The sequence below is a fragment of the Mesorhizobium sp. M0478 genome, assembly GCF_040321305.1.
GTDB lineage: Bacteria > Pseudomonadota > Alphaproteobacteria > Rhizobiales > Rhizobiaceae > Mesorhizobium.
On sequence record NZ_JAMYRH010000010.1, the window covers coordinates 143,110 to 158,260 of the forward strand.

Below are 15,151 nucleotides of genomic sequence, written 5' to 3' on the forward strand. Positions count from 1 at the left end.
AGGGTCGAATGCTGAAAGAATTCCAGGAATTCATTTCCAAAGGAAATGTGATGGACCTTGCGGTCGGCGTCATCATCGGCGCGGCCTTCAGCAAGATCGTCGATTCTCTTGTCAATGACATCATCATGCCTTTCATCGGCGCACTTGGTGGCGTCGACTTTTCCAACTACTTCATAGGCCTCTCATCAACAGTGCATTCGACCAATCTTGCCGACGCGCGTAAGGAAGGCGCGGTGTTCGCCTACGGCAATTTTATCACCGTGGCGCTGAATTTCGTCATCCTGGCTTTCATCATCTTCCTTATGGTCAAGGCCGTGAACAACATGCGCAAGCGGCTCGAGCGCGAGAAGCCGGCCGCACCTGCGGCTCCGCCGCCGGCTGACGTCGCACTGCTCACCGAAATTCGCGATCTCCTCGCCAGGAAATAGACAAGGCCAGATTTCTGGACCAAAACCCCGGTCGTTCGCGGCCGGGGTTTTCTGTTGCCGCATCTGCTAAGAGCATCCGCCAATGCATGTCGCCCATAAGTGCGCAGCGGTTCTGGATAATGACATGCATCAAAGCAGACATCAAAACGGACCTGTCATGACCCTGATCGATAGCTTGCGCGCCGAAGCGGTGGCCGCCCCCGAAAGCGGCATTGTCGCCGTCGTCAATTACGGCCGTACGCGCGAGGGCATGATCCCGCTCTGGGCCGGTGAAGGCGATTTGCCGACGCCTGCCTTCATTTCGGAAGCCGCCGCCAAGGGGCTCGCCAATGGCGAGACCTTCTATACCTGGCAGAAAGGCATTCCGGAGCTGAGGCAAGCGCTTTCTCGCTACTATGCCAGGCATTTCGGCAAGAGCTTCGCCGAAGAGGAATTCATCGCCACCGGTTCCGGCATGCATGCCATTCAGTTGGCATTAGCAGCGGTCGCCGGCAGCGGCGACGAGGTGGTCTATCTCTCCCCGGCCTGGCCGAATTTCGCCGCCGCCGCCGGTATTTCCGGCGCTACCCCGGTTGCGGTCACGCTCGACCAGTCCGGCAATGGCTGGTCCTGCGATGTCGACAAGATTGCAGCTGCGGTGACGCCGCGCACCAAGGCGCTGTTCGTCAACACGCCATCGAACCCGACCGGCTGGACGGCCGATAAGGAAACACTGCAGGCGATCCTGAATCTCGCCCGCGAAAAGGGCCTGTGGATCATCGCCGACGAGATCTATTCGCTGTTCCACTACGGCCACGGCCGTGCGCCGTCCTTCCTCGACATTTCGACCGCGGAAGACCGCATCCTGTTCGTCAACTCCTTTTCCAAGAACTGGGCGATGACCGGCTGGCGCGTCGGCTGGATCAAGACCCATCCCGAGCTGCAGCAGGTGTTCGAGAACCTGATCCAGTATTCGACCTCAGGCGTCGCCCAGTTCATGCAGCGCGGCGCCGTCGCGGCGCTGGACCACGGTGATGCCTTCATCGTCGAGCAGGTGGAGCGCGCCAGGAAAGCGCGCGACCTGGTCTGCGATATTCTCGGCGCAACCGGCAAAGCGCGCTTCACCGTGCCGCAAGGCGCGTTCTATTTGTTTTTCACGGTCGACGGCATCACCGATCCGCGCCGGGCTGCTTTCGACATCGTCGACAAGGCCAATGTCGGCCTGGCGCCGGGCACCGCCTTCGGCCCTGGCGGAGAGGCGTTTTTGCGCCTGTGCTTCCACCGCCGCCTCGACCAGCTCGAGGAAGCGGCACATCGCTTGGCGGGATGGATGAGGACGGTTTGAGATAAATGGCCGGCGGCTTCAGCCGCCCGACTTCGGCACCAGCAGCGGCACAATCCGGTCGCTCTTGGCGACAGTGGGCCGCCCTGCGGAGCCATAGGGAATGCCCAGCGCATCCCATGTCTCGACCAGCGCGTCCTGCAGTCCCGCAATCAGCGCATCGGTATGGAACGGCGTCGGCGTGATGCGCAGCCGCTCGGTGCCGCGCGGCACGGTCGGATAGTTGATCGGCTGGATGTAGATGCCGTGCACGCCGAGCAGACGGTCGCTGGCCATCTTGCAGAGTTCGGGGTCACCGACCAGCACCGGCACGATATGGGTCGGCGATTCCATCACCGGCAGGCCAGCTGCAGACAGAACCTCCTTGGTCCGCGACGCCTGGCGCTGTTGCGCATCGCGCTCGGCCTGCGAGCGCTTGAGGTGGCGGATGGACGTGGTGGCGGCGGCGGCGATGGCCGGCGGCAGCGCCGTGGTGAAGATGAAGCCCGGCGCATAGGAGCGCACCGCGTCGATGACTGCGCTGTTGCCGGCGATATAGCCGCCCAGCGTGCCGAACGCCTTGGCCAGCGTGCCTTCGATGATGTCGATGCGGTCGGCCAGCCCCTCGCGCTCGGTGATGCCGCCGCCGCGCGGTCCGTACATGCCGACGGCATGGACCTCGTCAATATAGGTCATGGCGTTGTAGCGTTCGGCCAGTTCGACGATCTGCTTGATCGGCGCGATGTCGCCATCCATCGAATAGACGCTCTCGAACACGATCAGCTTGGCGCGTTCGCGGCCCGCCACCTGCAGCAGGCTTTCGAGATGCGCGACGTCGTTGTGGCGGAAAATCTTCTTTTCGGCGCCCGAGCGCCGTACGCCCTCGATCATCGAGGCATGGTTCAACTCGTCTGAAATGATCAGGCAGTTGGGCAAAAGCCGCGCAATGGTCGAAATCGAGGCCTCGTTGGAGACGAAGCCGGAGGTGAAGACGAGCGCGGCTTCCTTGTCGTGCAGGTCGGCCAGTTCCAGCTCGAGCTCGACCAACGGGTTCGAGGTGCCGGAAATGTTGCGGGTGCCGCCGGCACCCGAACCCATCTTGCCGGCCGCGTTCTGGAAAGCGGCGATGACATCGGGGTTCTGGCCCATGCCGAGATAGTCGTTGGAGCACCAGACGGTGATTTCCTCGGCGCGGCCGTTGGAACGCCAGATGGCGCGCGGAAACTTGCCGACAATGCGCTCGAGATCGGCGAAAACCCGGTAGCGCCGCTCGGCGTGGAGCTGGTCGATCGCTTCCTCGAAGAACCGCTGATAGTTCATGTCGCCTTCCCAGTTTTGCGCGGGATCATAATCGTTGGCCCATTCGTCGTCCACCGGGCCATTTTGGTCAAAATGCCACGCCCCACGCCTGTTTCTAACGATCCCATATCGTGGCCTATTCCCTTGATGTGGATCAATTTTGTTTCCGTACGACGCCACAGGCCGGTGAGACTGTTACGAATTTAACATTCAGGCGTTTCTAATGGCCTTGCCGAAGGCTTTCCAGTAAGGCGGTCATTGAGACAGTTTCCGATAAATCATAAGTAAAAGAGGACGCGGATGACGGTTTTGGTAACGGGCGGCGCCGGCTATATCGGCAGCCATATGGTCTGGGAACTGCTGGATGTGGGTGAGAGCGTCGTCGTGCTCGACCGCCTTTCCACCGGCTTCGAGTGGGCGGTGGCGCCGGAGGCCAAGCTGGTCGTCGGCGACGTTGCCGACAAGGAACTGGTCGCCTCAATCATTCGGGACAACAAGGTCGACGCGATCATCCATTTCGCCGGGTCGATCGTGGTGCCGGAATCGGTTGCCGATCCGCTCGCTTATTACGAGAACAACACCTCGAAGACCCGCACGCTGATCGAAACCGCGGTACGAGAGGGTGTCCCCCATTTCATCTTCTCCTCGACCGCTGCCGTCTATGGCGGCGCAGGCCTTGAGCCGGTGCGCGAGGATGCCCGCCTGGCGCCGGAATCGCCCTACGGCCTGTCCAAGCTGATGAGCGAATGGATGCTGCGCGATGCAGCGCTTGCGCATCCCTTGCGCTACACGGCGCTGCGCTACTTCAACGTCGCCGGCGCCGATCCCAGGGGCCGGACGGGGCAGTCGACGCCTGGCGCCACGCATCTGATCAAGGTCGCCTGCGAGACCGCGCTCGGCAAACGCCCCTTCATGCAGGTGTTCGGCACCGATTATCCGACGCCGGACGGCACCTGCATGCGCGATTATATCCATGTCAGCGACCTGGCCGCGGCGCACCGGCTGGCGCTGCAGCGTCTGCGCGCCGGCGGCGGCAGCCTCGTCGCCAATTGCGGCTACAGCCACGGCTATTCGGTGCTCGAGGTCATCGACAGCGTGCGGCGCGCCTTCGGCCGGGATTTCGAGGTCAAGATGGGCGACCGGCGCCCCGGCGACGCCGCCGCCGTGGTTGCCAATTCGGATCTCGCCCGCGCCGAACTCGGCTGGACCCCGCAGCGCGACGATCTCGACCAGATCGTCACTGATGCGCTCGCCTGGGAGCGTATCCTCATCGGCAAGAACTCCGCGCGGGGCTGAGCCCAGAGGCTCCCAATACTTCCCGAGGGCTCGCAAGGCGCGCGGCGAAGCGCTATTGAAGGCATTGGCGATGCGGCGTGGAGGCGCTGCGCCGCGAAGAGCTTTGGGGGTGGAATGAAGATAACGGTGCTTGGAGCCGGTGTTGTCGGTACCGCGGCCGCGTATTATCTGGCCGCCGATGGCCATGAGGTCACCGTCATCGAGCGCCATCCGGCGCCGGCGCGGGGCACCAGCCAGTCCAATGCCGGCCTGGTGTCGCCGGGCGACGCCACCGCCTGGGCCTCGCCGGCAGCGCTGAAGACCTTCCTGCGCGCGCTTTGGAACCATGATCTAGGCATCAAGGTCAGGCTGCGTTTCGATCCCTATTTCCTCGCCTGGAGCCTGCGCTTCCTGCGCCAGTGCACAGTGGCGAGGCTGCGCGCCAACAGCCAGGTCAAACTGCGCCTGGCGCTCTATTCGCGCGACTGCATCAACGCGCTCTCCGATGCCACCGGCATCCACTATGACGAGCGCAAGAAGGGCATTCTCTACTTCTTCCGCTCACAGCACAGCCTCGACACCGGCACCGACAATTACCAGTTTCTGGCAAAGCATGGCCTGCCAATCGAGATCGTCGGCCGCGACCGGCTGGTCGAACTGGAACCAGGGCTCGCTGGGGTGAAGGAGAAGATCGCCGGCGGCGTTTATTCGCCGATCGACCAGACCGGTGATTCCAGGATATTCGTCGACGGGCTCGCCGCCTATGCGGCCGAAAAACTCGGCGTCAGATTCCTGTTCGACACCACGGTCGAGGGGCTCGACATCGAGGGCGATCGGGTGCGCGCGGTCATGACTTCGGCCGGCCCGGTGACGGGCGACGCCGTCGTCATCGCCATGGGTCCGGAGAGCGGCCTGATCGGCCGCCGCTACGGTATCGACCTGCCCGTCTATCCGGTTAAAGGCTATAGCGCGACCATCCCGCTGGAGGACGAGAGCAAGGGACCGACCATGGGCGGCGCCGACGAGGACCGGCTGGTTGGTTACTCCAGGCTCGGAAACCGCCTGCGCATGTCCTCGACAGCCGAGTTCACCGGCTTCGACCGCAGCTTCAAGCCCAGCGACTTCAAGTCTATGCTGAGCACCGGCAAAGACCTTTTCCCTGGCGCTTTCGACGAGAAGAAGGCGCTGTTGTGGGCAGGTCTGCGGCCGATGATGCCCAACTCGGTGCCGGTCATCGGCAAGGCGAAATACAAGAACCTTTACCTCGACACCGGCCACGGCCATGTCGGCTGGACCATGGCCTGCGGCTCGGGCAAGTTCCTGGCCGACCTCGTCGCCGGCCGCAAGCCGGAGATCGACCCGCAAGGGCTGGTCTACGGGAACTGAGGGAGCTCTAGTCGTCGTGTTGGCATCGAGTCCATTCGCCGTGCATCCATTCGGCAAGCCATCCGCGCTCAAGCTGGCCAATCTGTGCCAAGTTTTCCTGCCTGGCGGTCAAATGGCCGAGACCGATAACTTCGAAATCTCCACAGTCCGCGGGATGATCATGTTCGCCGCAGGTCAGTTGCCACTCACCATCGAAATGATGAACGACCAGCGTCACCGGCCTCTCCGATCGAAAGACGTGCCCACATACAATTGCTCTGGTTTCCAACATTGAGGCCGTCACTGCGCAAAGTTTGACAAATATCGTACGACGATCTGGAAGATGCATCTGGCTGACAGATTCTACAAACCCTGAGTGACGAAATGTCGGGACCGCAAGTCGCTATCGACCTTGGCCGCATCGAGCGCAACGCCCGCACCATCGTCGAGCGCTGCGCGCTGTCCGGCATCAAGGTGTTCGGAGTTACGAAGGGCACATGCGGCATGCCGCAAGTGGCGCGGGCCATGCTGCGCGGCGGTGTTGCCGGCATCGCGGAATCGCGCTTCGAAAACATCCGCCGGCTGCGCGACAGCGGCATCAATGCGCCGGTCATGCTGCTGCGCAGCCCGCCCATGGCGCGCGTAGAGGAGGTCGTGCGCACCGTCGACATCAGCCTGCAGTCGGAACTGACCACCATCCGCGAGATATCGCGCATTGCCGAGCGCATGGGCCGCGTCCACGATATCATGCTGATGATCGATCTCGGCGATCTCCGCGAAGGCATCTGGCCAAGCGACCTGATCCCCACCGTCGAGCAGATCCTACAATTCAAGGGCGTGCGCATCGCCGGCATCGGCACCAATCTCGGCTGCTTCGGCGCCATAATGCCGACGCCGGAGAACCTTGGCCAACTCGTCGCCCATGCCTACAAAACCGAGCGCCTGTCCGGCAAAAGCCTCGACTTCATTTCCGGCGGCGCCTCGTCATCGCTGACGCTGCTGCTCGAAGGCAAGCTGCCGCCCGGCATCAACAATCTGCGCGTGGGCGAGGCGATCCTGCAAGGCGGTGTCGAAACCTTTCGCGACGTGCCGTGGCCCGAACTCGAACCCGATGCCTGCCGGCTGACCAGCGACATCATCGAGGTCAAACTCAAGCCTTCGCGGCCGATCGGCACATCCGGCTACGACGCCTTCGGCAACCAGCCGGTCTTCGCCGACGAGGGCGACCGGCTGCGCGCCATCGCCAATATAGGCCGCGAGGACGTGCTGGTCGAAGGGCTGACGCCGATCGCCAAGGGGGTGAGGGTGCTCGGCGCTTCCAGCGACCATCTGCTGCTCGATGTGCAGGATGCCGATCCGCGACCTACCGTCGGCGACCGTGTCGCCTTCCGCATGAATTATGGCGCCATGCTTCTGGCGATGACCTCGGAATATGTCGAGAAGGCGCCGATGCACGACGTCGCGGATTTCTCCGGCCGCAAGATGGTGTCGATCTCGGCCGAACCGGAAGCCGGCGGGATTATCGCCCGCGAGGGAACCGGCGCGCGTCTGGAGGCGATGAATTTCGACGTGGTCGAACTCGCCGACGTCGAGCGGCCGCCCTCGGGCTTGATCCGGCTCGCTGCCGGCGCCGATCGCCGTATCGCCCACAAGGCGCTGACCGCAACGGCGCGCGCGACGCATTCCTTCGGCCTGATCTGGATCGATTCCATCGCCGCCCTGATGCCCGAGGACGAGGAGGCCAAAGACATGCCTGAAGTCTCGGTGCTGGCCCGCGCGCTCGGTCTCGATCACAAGCCCTGCGCACTGCAGCCGCAGCTGTCGCCGGAAAATGTCGTCATCGTCGGCCTGCGCCATGCCGATCCGGCGGAGGCAAGGGTGCTCAAGGATTCGCGTGTCTCGGCCTTCACCATGACCGACATCGACGCCATGGGCATGCGCGACCTCATGCACGAGGCGATCCGCATCGCCACCTCGGGCACGCAAGGCTTCCATCTCAGCTATTCGCCGACGGCGACCGAATTCGCCGGCTGGGCTGCGGGCTCCGGCGGGCTGACGGTGCGCGAGACGCATCAGGCAATGGAGGCGATCTCGCTGTCCGGCGGTCTGCTGTCGATGGATGTTTCCGGACTGACCGCCGGTCTGGAGCCGCGGATCGGCGCCGACGCCGTCAACTTCGTCATGTCGGCCTTTGGGAAGCGGATTTTGTGATCAGCCTTGCGCGTCGACTGCCGCGCGCCACGCGGTGACATAGGCCGCCCAGACCGGGTCGGTCTGCGGCTCAATTCTTTGGCCCTTGCCGTGCGTCACTGGCTGATCGGATGCGAGCAGTGCCGCGCCGATGCTGGTGCCGGTGGCCGCCTCGGAGGCGATGACGATGCGCGCGGTCGCTGCCGCCAGCATGCCGACAAAGAGCCGGTTGCGAGCAAACGGTCCTTCCACGGTGGTCGGGCCGTCGGCGCCGATCAGCTCGAGGCAGGTCGCCGTCATCAGTGCCAGATAGAAGGAAATGGCGGCGAACCGCTCGCCTTTGCTGATGCCGTCGGCATCAAGCCATTCCGCGGCATGGTGCGGGAACGGTCCCGACCCCTGCTGCGTAGAAGGTAAAAGCAGCATTTTTCCGGTCAGAACGGCCAGCACCTCGCTGCCGCTGCAGTCCTGCGGCTTGTCCTTGGTCAGCTGGGAAAATTCGCGGCCACCCATGAACCGCGCCGAGGGGACGGGAGCGCCAAGCGCGCTGACATTGACCAGCGTGTCGCGCGCAGCATCGAGCGCAATCTCTCTGCCGCCGACCACCATCGATACCACCCAGGTGCCGGTTGAGACGACCGAGAAGGGCGGCTCGTCGGACAGAAGATGCGGCAATAGGGAGGCGTTGGAATCGTGCAGTCCGCAGAAAACCGGGGTCTGCGGATCGAGCCTGGTGCGCGCGGCAAGCGGAGGCAGGATCGGGCCGAGCTGGTCCCTGGCCGGCCGCACCGGCGCCATCAGCCTGCGCCAATCCAGCCTGTCGACCATCGAGGAAAAGTCCGCCTCCCAAGGGCTCCACAGATCGGTGTGGCAGCCGAGCGAGGTCACCTCGTTGGCGGCAACGCCGGTCAGGCGCAGCGCCCAGTATTGCGGATACATCAGCATCGCGGCGGCCCTGGCGAATTCGGTGGGAAAACGCTTCTCAAGCCAGAAGAATTGCGCACCGAGATTGAGGCCGAGCGGCAGGCGCGGCGTCCCGGTCTCAATGAAGGGCGGACGGATCGCACTATACTCTGTAGCCAGCCTGTCGGGGCCGTCGAACTCATAGTCGAGGACAGGCAGCACCAGTTCGCCCGCGGCGTCGACCAGCACGCCGGTCGCACCATGCGTGGTGATCGAAATCGCGTCGATACGCTGTTCGCGGTCGAGGCTGGCAAGGCTGTTGAGGATAAACGTCCACAGCGCCTCGACATCGTGATGCGGATAGGGCGCTTGTCGCAGCGGCGCGTTCGCCATGCGGCGCAACCCCACCTCGCTCAGCGTGACGAGATCGACCAGCGCCACCTTGGCGTTGGTCTTGCCGATGTCGATGACGGCGATGTGGCGCAGCGCACTCATGCCATATGGAACATTGTTTCCAGGGGGATGGCCATTGGTTGGTTGTCCGGCCTGGTCTCCATGATGTCGGCCATGTGCGCCCACCAGCGCTGCATCACCGGGTGCTTCGGCAGGTCGGCCATGCCATGGTCGTCGCGCCGCCACAGCACGCCGAACAGGATGTTGGTGTCTTCATCGAGATGGATCGAATAATCGGCGACGCCGGCCTCTCTCAGCAGCGCCACCAGCGACGGCCAGATCTCATCGTGGCGCTTTTTGTACTCGGCTTTCATGCCGGGTTTGAGCTGCATCTTGAAGGCGTATTTCTCAGGCATCAGCCGTTACCACGCAGCCGCCGCCAGACGATCGGCAGCGCGATGACGACGATCAAGAGCAGGCCGATGAAGATCGACATGACGATGCCGGGCACGTTGAGCAGGCCGAGGCCGAAGGTCACCAGCCCCATGATGAAGGCGGCGAGCACGACGCCTAAAATGCTGCCGGAGCCGCCCAGAATGCTGACGCCGCCCAGCACCACCATGGTGATGACCTCAAGCTCGTAGCCCTGCGCGATGGACGGTCGCGTCGAGCCGAGCCGCGAGGTGATCAGCACCGAGGCGATGCCGGCCATCAGCCCTGTCAGGCAAAACAGGATGAATTTGATGCGGCCGACACGAACGCCGGAAAACTGTGCCGCGACCGGATTGTTGCCGATGGCAAAGACACGGCGGCCGAAGCTGGTGCGATGCAGCAGGAACCAGTAGGCGACGGCCGCGATGAGGAAGAGCACCAGTTCGAACGACACCACCCACCAGACATAGCCCTGGCCGAAGAAAGCAAAACTCTCGGGATAGCCCTTGTAGGCCTGGTCACCGAGGATGATGAAGGCAATGCCGCGAAACAGGCTCATCGTGCCGATGGTAACGACGATGGACGGCAGGCCGAGCCTCGTCACCAACAGGCCGTTGAAGGCGCCGCAACCGAGCCCGACGACGATGCCGATAGCCACCAGCACCGGCGTGTCGGCGCCGGCCTGTACCGCCATGCCCATCATGGTCGAGGCGAGCGCGATGATGGCGGCGACCGACAGGTCGATCTCGCCCGAAATGATCAGCAGCGCCATGGCGAAGGCGATCAGGCCTTTCTCGGTGAAATTGAAGGTCAGGTCCGACAGCGAATAGGCATCGAGGAAATAGGGCGATGCGAAACTGTTGATGGCGAAGATGGCGACCGCCACGACGACCAGCAGCGCTTCCCAGGAAAAGATCGCTGAAGAGAGCGGCTTGTCGAGCCGGTCTGGAATGTGGCGCGGGGCGGGGGTGTCGGTCATGCCGCCTCCGCCTTCCTCAGAATGATCCGCCCCTGCTGGCGTTCGCCGCGCGCGTTGAGCACGACGGCCAGGATGATGGCGCTGCCTGAAATCGCCATCTGCCAGAATGGCGAGATGTTGATCACCGGCAGTGCGTTGGAGATGATGCCGAGGAACAGCGCCCCTAACACCGCGCCCCCGACCGAGCCGATGCCGCCGGCAATCGAAATGCCGCCGATGACGCAGGCGGCGATGATATTGAGTTCATAGCCATTGGCGACCTCGACCGAGGCGATGACATAACGAGAAATCCAGAGATAACCGGCGAGCCCGCCGATCATGCCGGAAATGCAGAAGACGATGAATTTGGTTCGGCCGACATCGATGCCGGCATAGACCGACGCCGTCGGGTTGACGCCGATGGCATAGATCGAACGGCCAAGCGCGGTTCGCGTCATCACCACGAAGAACAGCGCGATGACCAGTATGGCGATCCAGGACAGAACCGGAATGCCCAGGAAAGCTGCGCGCTGGAAGCCGATGAAGTCCGGGCTCATCTTGTCGGCATTGACCCAGGCGCCGCCGGAGAGGACGAAGGTGGCGCCGCGATAGATGGTGAGCGTGCCCAGCGTCACCACGATCGACGGAATGTTCAGCCGCCACACCAGCAGCCCGTTGATGGCGCCGAGCACCAGTCCGACGGCCAGCGCAATGACGATCAGCAGCGGGATAGGGATCGCCGGATTCGCGGCGTTCAGCATCGCCACCACCATGCCGGTGAAGCACAGGTTGGAGGCCATCGACAGGTCGATCGAGCGGGTCAGGATGACGACCATCTGTCCCAGCGCCAGGATCATCAGGATCGAGGTGTCGTTGAACACCTGGGCGAGATTGCCGGGGTCGGCAAAGGCCGGGAAACGCGTCGAGATCAGAGCAATCAAAACGACGATCGCCGCTGCCAGCCAGATCTCGCGGTATTTAAGGAGAGCCTTCATGCCGCGATCCCCGCTGCCGTCCGGACCAGCGTTTCGGCGTCCAGCCCCTTATTATCGTAGACCGCCGCAACCAGCCCTTCGCGCATGACGACGACGCGGTCGGACATGCCCAGAATCTCCGGCAGTTCCGACGACACCATGATCACCGACAGGCCCTGCGCGACGAGCTCGGCCATGAAGCCGTGCACGGCGGCCTTGGAGCCGATGTCGATGCCCTTGGTCGGCTCATCCAGGATGATCACCTTGGGCGCCGTCGCCAGCCATTTCGCGATGACGATCTTCTGTTGGTTGCCGCCCGACAGCGTGCCGACATCCTGGCTGAGCGAGGAGGCCCTGAGGTCAAGCCGCTCGGTGTAGGAGCGGGCGAGCGCGAATTCTTCCGACAATCGCAGCAGGCCGGATTTGGAGGTGCGCTTCAGCGAAGGCAGCGAGACATTCTGGAAGATCGGCAGGCCGATCACCACGCCCTGCTTGCCGCGCTCTTCCGGCACATAGACGATGCCGGCTTCGATGGAATCCGCCGCCGATTTCGGCGTGATCGTCTTGCCTTCCAGCGTGATCGTTCCACCCGATATGCGGGTGATGCCCGATATCGCCTGCATCACCTCTGACCGCCCGGCGCCGACAAGGCCGTAGAAACCGAGGATCTCGCCCTTGTGCAGTTCGAAGCCGATGTCGTTGAATTCGGTCGGGTGCGAAAGGCCAGCGACCGACAGCACCGGCGCGCCGATCTCGGCGTTGCGTTGCGGAAAGATGTGATCGACCGAGCGGCCGACCATCATGCGCACGATCTGGCTCTGGCCGGTATCCTTGATAAGGCCCTCGCCAACCATCTCGCCGTCGCGGAACACGGTGTAGCGATCGGCGATCCGATAGATCTCGTCGAACTTGTGGCTGATGAACAGGATCGCCTTGCCTTCCTCCTTGAGGAATTCGATCAGCAGGAAAAGCTCCTCGATCTCCTTCATCGAAAGGGCTGCGGTCGGCTCATCCATGATGACGATCTGCGCATCGATCGACATCGCGCGAGCAACCGCTACCAGATGCTTGTTGGCGATGCCGAGGTCTTTCAGCCGCGCATCGGCGTCGATATGGCCGGCATGCATGGTGTCGAGCACTTCGCGCGCGTGTTTTCGCATGGTGCGCCAATCGATGGTGCCTAGCCGCGTGCGCGGCGCATGGCCGAGAAAAATGTTTTCGGCGACGCTCAGATCGTCGAACAGCACGGTTTCCTGATGAATGGCAGTGACGCCGTGGCCGAAGGCGGCATGCGCGCTGGGCAGGGTGACGGCCTGGCCGTCAATGCTGATCGTGCCGGCGTCCGGCTGGTAGATGCCGGTCATGATCTTGACCAGCGTCGACTTGCCGGCGCCGTTTTCACCGATCAGCGCCGTAACCTGGCCGGGGTAAAGCGACAGGCTGACATTGTGCAGCGCGCGCACGCCGGGAAAGCTTTTGGAGACGCCGGACAGCGTCAGGCGCGGGGCAGGACCCGTGGGCTCCTCCTTCGCAATGCCGTGCTGGGCTGTCGTGTCCATATCCGTATCAAGCCCTGAAACAAGGTCCGTTTAAAGTCGCGGCGGGATTTTGGTCCCGCCGCGCTTGGTCCGAGACGTCCGAGATCAATAGATCTTGGAGAACTTTTCGATGTTGGACTTGTCGAACTGGAAGGGCGGAGCCATCGCAGCCGAGTTGCTGTCATCGAGCGTGACCTTGCCGACGCGGCCGATCGACAGCGTTGCGCCCGGCTTTGCCTCTTCCTTCTTCACCGCCAGATCATGAGCGAGGTAGACGGCGGAGTAGCCGAGGTCGATCGGATTCCAGAGGGCAACCGCCTGGCTGGAACCGTTGTCGATGAACTTCTTGAACTCCGACGGCAGCGCGAGACCGGTGACATTGACCTTGCCGATCAGGTTCGCGTCGGTGACGACCTGGGCAGCGGCAACGACGCCGACGGTGGTCGGCGCGATGATCGCCTTGAGGTTCGGATAGGATTTCAGCAGGCCCTTGGCTTCGTCGGTGCTCTTTGCCGAATCGTCATCGCCGTAGACGGTGGCGACGAGTTTGATCTTGGGGAATTTTTCCGGCAGGATTTTCTTGGCCGCGTCGATCCAGGCGTTCTGGTTGGTCGCGGTCGACGAAGCCGACAGAATGGCGACTTCGCCGCCTTCCGGCAGATAGTCGGCGGCAAGCTTGATGATGGTCTCGCCGATCAGGCCGGTGTCGGACGGGTTGAGGTGCAGCTGGCGGCCTTCCTTGGCGACGCCCGAATCCCACGAGATGACGGTGATGCCGCGCTCCATCGCCTTCTTCAGCACCGGCACCAGCGCGTCGGCGTCATTGGCCGAAATCGCAATGGCGTTGACCTTCTGCGCGATCAGCGAATTGACCACTTCGATCTGCGCTTCGGCGGTCGCCTTGGTCGGGCCGGTGTAGATGATGTCGACATCGCCGAGTTCCTTGGCCGCCTCTTCGGCACCCTTGTTGGCGGCGTCGAAGAAGCCGTTGCCGAGCGACTTCACCACCAGCGCGATCTTGACGTTCTCGGCATAGGCGGCATTCACGAACATGGCGGCCGAGAACGCGGCCGTCACCATCAATTTCTTCAGAAAGCTCATCGTATTTCCTCCCTTGAGCGTTGCATTCCATCGTCGCTGCGGTTGGCCTCAGGCCTGCAGCGAGGATTCTTCCTTTGCCGACTTGCGGGCGACGATCAGCGTCACACCCGCGGCCTCCAGCATGTTGGCTTCGCGATCCTCGATGCCGTCATCGGTGATGACGGTGGCGATGCGCTTGAGCCCGCACAGGATCAGGCTCGAGCGCTGGCGGAATTTCGATGAGTCGACCAGCACCACCAGTTCGTCGGCCTGGTCGATCAGTTTCTGCTCCGCCTGGATCAGCAGCGGGTCGCCTTCCATCAGGCCAAGCGGCCCGAGCCCTTGAGCGCCCATGAACATGCGGCGCGCGTAGAAATTACGCGTCACGTCATTGTCGAAGGGCGAGAGGATGATGTTCTGCTCGCGGTAGATGGTGCCGCCCGACAGCATGACGGTGTTCTTCGAATGCTTGAGCAGGTGCTCGGCGATGGGGAACGAATTGGTGAAGATCGGCATGCGGCGTCCGGTCAGGAAATGCACCATCTGGAAGGTGGTGGTGCCGCCATTGATGATGATCGGCTCGCCGTCCTTGCACAACTCCACCGCTTCGCGCGCAATCGCACGCTTCTGCGAAGCGTTAAGCGTTTCGTTGACGGAAAAGGGCCGGCCGGCGAGGCCGATGAACTGCGGTGGCGAGATCGCTTCGGCGCCGCCGCGCACGCGGCGCAGGCGCTTTTGCACATGAAGAGCCGCGATATCGCGCCGGATCGTCGCCTCGGAGGAGTCCGTCAGGTCGACCATCTCCTGCACCGTCACCACAGGCTTTTCCTGGACGGCGGACAGAATGATCCTGTGGCGCTCTTTTTCGTGCATGGTTCCTCCCTGCATGGTCATGAGGCACTAGAAAACCACCAGTGTCAATCATTTCCGCTCATATAATTTCATTGTGCAGTGCAATATGATCGATCTTGATCGTTTATGATTGACAACCGAGATGCTTGCGTAGACATTTCCGG

General features: G+C 62.8%; 14 protein-coding genes. 5 read left to right on the forward strand and 9 right to left on the reverse strand.

From position 1 onward, the window contains the following. The first annotated feature begins 8 nt into the window (after nucleotides 1-8). Nucleotides 9-428 (forward strand): large conductance mechanosensitive channel protein MscL, encoded by a 420-nt coding sequence (gene mscL, locus NKI64_RS22825; RefSeq protein ID WP_023681933.1) that lies wholly within the window; start codon nucleotides 9-11, stop codon nucleotides 426-428. Between the two features lie 157 nt (nucleotides 429-585). Beyond that, a complete protein-coding gene (locus tag NKI64_RS22830; RefSeq protein WP_023715343.1) occupies nucleotides 586-1,752 on the forward strand; it encodes a pyridoxal phosphate-dependent aminotransferase in 1,167 nt (388 codons plus the stop codon). Between the two features lie 18 nt (nucleotides 1,753-1,770). Here the strand turns inward: NKI64_RS22830 and hemA are convergent, their stop codons facing one another. After that, nucleotides 1,771-3,048, reverse strand: a complete 1,278-nt coding sequence (gene hemA / locus NKI64_RS22835; RefSeq protein ID WP_023711399.1) for a 5-aminolevulinate synthase — start codon at nucleotides 3,046-3,048, stop codon at nucleotides 1,771-1,773. Nucleotides 3,049-3,327: 279 nt separating this feature from the next. Between hemA and galE the strand changes: the two genes are divergently transcribed. Further along, the gene (gene galE / locus NKI64_RS22840; protein ID WP_352670102.1) at nucleotides 3,328-4,323 is read left to right on the forward strand and encodes a UDP-glucose 4-epimerase GalE; all 996 of its coding nucleotides are present in this window, start codon (nucleotides 3,328-3,330) and stop codon (nucleotides 4,321-4,323) included. Nucleotides 4,324-4,437: 114 nt separating this feature from the next. Next, on the forward strand, nucleotides 4,438-5,688 hold the full coding sequence (locus NKI64_RS22845; protein WP_352670105.1) for a D-amino acid dehydrogenase: 1,251 nt from the start codon (nucleotides 4,438-4,440) through the stop codon (nucleotides 5,686-5,688). A gap of 7 nt (nucleotides 5,689-5,695) precedes the next feature. Here the strand turns inward: NKI64_RS22845 and NKI64_RS22850 are convergent, their stop codons facing one another. Beyond that, the gene (locus NKI64_RS22850) at nucleotides 5,696-5,905 is read right to left on the reverse strand and encodes a hypothetical protein (RefSeq protein ID WP_352670108.1); all 210 of its coding nucleotides are present in this window, start codon (nucleotides 5,903-5,905) and stop codon (nucleotides 5,696-5,698) included. Between the two features lie 146 nt (nucleotides 5,906-6,051). Between NKI64_RS22850 and NKI64_RS22855 the strand changes: the two genes are divergently transcribed. Next, nucleotides 6,052-7,878, forward strand: a complete 1,827-nt coding sequence (locus NKI64_RS22855) for an alanine racemase (protein WP_352670111.1) — start codon at nucleotides 6,052-6,054, stop codon at nucleotides 7,876-7,878. On the opposite strand, the gene NKI64_RS22860 is transcribed toward NKI64_RS22855, so the two are convergent. The 7 genes from NKI64_RS22860 to NKI64_RS22890 form a co-directional block, all read right to left on the reverse strand. Further along, nucleotides 7,879-9,255, reverse strand: coding sequence for an FGGY-family carbohydrate kinase (locus NKI64_RS22860; protein WP_352670114.1), 1,377 nt, complete (start codon nucleotides 9,253-9,255; stop codon nucleotides 7,879-7,881). Beyond that, nucleotides 9,252-9,569, reverse strand: a complete 318-nt coding sequence (gene rhaM / locus NKI64_RS22865; protein ID WP_023696675.1) for an L-rhamnose mutarotase — start codon at nucleotides 9,567-9,569, stop codon at nucleotides 9,252-9,254. The genes NKI64_RS22860 and rhaM overlap by 4 nt, the downstream gene beginning before the upstream one ends. Further along, nucleotides 9,569-10,564 (reverse strand): ABC transporter permease, encoded by a 996-nt coding sequence (locus NKI64_RS22870; RefSeq protein ID WP_023750005.1) that lies wholly within the window; start codon nucleotides 10,562-10,564, stop codon nucleotides 9,569-9,571. The genes rhaM and NKI64_RS22870 overlap by 1 nt, the downstream gene beginning before the upstream one ends. Then, on the reverse strand, nucleotides 10,561-11,538 hold the full coding sequence (locus NKI64_RS22875) for an ABC transporter permease (protein ID WP_023696673.1): 978 nt from the start codon (nucleotides 11,536-11,538) through the stop codon (nucleotides 10,561-10,563). The genes NKI64_RS22870 and NKI64_RS22875 overlap by 4 nt, the downstream gene beginning before the upstream one ends. Then, the gene (locus tag NKI64_RS22880; protein WP_023696672.1) at nucleotides 11,535-13,076 is read right to left on the reverse strand and encodes a sugar ABC transporter ATP-binding protein; all 1,542 of its coding nucleotides are present in this window, start codon (nucleotides 13,074-13,076) and stop codon (nucleotides 11,535-11,537) included. Before NKI64_RS22880 ends, NKI64_RS22875 begins: the two co-directional genes overlap by 4 nt. Before the next feature lie 84 nt (nucleotides 13,077-13,160). After that, nucleotides 13,161-14,156, reverse strand: a complete 996-nt coding sequence (gene rhaS, locus NKI64_RS22885) for a rhamnose ABC transporter substrate-binding protein (protein ID WP_023669661.1) — start codon at nucleotides 14,154-14,156, stop codon at nucleotides 13,161-13,163. Between the two features lie 48 nt (nucleotides 14,157-14,204). Beyond that, entirely contained in the window at nucleotides 14,205-15,008 is an 804-nt protein-coding gene (locus NKI64_RS22890; RefSeq protein WP_023669662.1) for a DeoR/GlpR family DNA-binding transcription regulator, read from the reverse strand. Between the last annotated feature and the right edge of the window lie 143 nt (nucleotides 15,009-15,151).

Bases quoted from the DNA above. Each gene is read 5' to 3' on its own strand.
- NKI64_RS22830 (WP_023715343.1), top strand. From the start codon at position 586: ATGACCCTGATCGATAGCTTGCGCGCCGAAGCGGTGGCCGCCCCCGAA.
- NKI64_RS22870 (WP_023750005.1), bottom strand. From the start codon at position 10,564: ATGACCGACACCCCCGCCCCGCGCCACATTCCAGACCGGCTCGACAAG.
- NKI64_RS22855 (WP_352670111.1), top strand. From the start codon at position 6,052: ATGTCGGGACCGCAAGTCGCTATCGACCTTGGCCGCATCGAGCGCAAC.
- NKI64_RS22860 (WP_352670114.1), bottom strand. From the start codon at position 9,255: ATGAGTGCGCTGCGCCACATCGCCGTCATCGACATCGGCAAGACCAAC.
- NKI64_RS22845 (WP_352670105.1), top strand. From the start codon at position 4,438: ATGAAGATAACGGTGCTTGGAGCCGGTGTTGTCGGTACCGCGGCCGCG.
- rhaS (WP_023669661.1), bottom strand. From the start codon at position 14,156: ATGAGCTTTCTGAAGAAATTGATGGTGACGGCCGCGTTCTCGGCCGCC.
- NKI64_RS22875 (WP_023696673.1), bottom strand. From the start codon at position 11,538: ATGAAGGCTCTCCTTAAATACCGCGAGATCTGGCTGGCAGCGGCGATC.
- galE (WP_352670102.1), top strand. From the start codon at position 3,328: ATGACGGTTTTGGTAACGGGCGGCGCCGGCTATATCGGCAGCCATATG.
- rhaM (WP_023696675.1), bottom strand. From the start codon at position 9,569: ATGCCTGAGAAATACGCCTTCAAGATGCAGCTCAAACCCGGCATGAAA.
- NKI64_RS22880 (WP_023696672.1), bottom strand. From the start codon at position 13,076: ATGGACACGACAGCCCAGCACGGCATTGCGAAGGAGGAGCCCACGGGT.
- hemA (WP_023711399.1), bottom strand. From the start codon at position 3,048: ATGAACTATCAGCGGTTCTTCGAGGAAGCGATCGACCAGCTCCACGCC.
- NKI64_RS22890 (WP_023669662.1), bottom strand. From the start codon at position 15,008: ATGCACGAAAAAGAGCGCCACAGGATCATTCTGTCCGCCGTCCAGGAA.
- mscL (WP_023681933.1), top strand. From the start codon at position 9: ATGCTGAAAGAATTCCAGGAATTCATTTCCAAAGGAAATGTGATGGAC.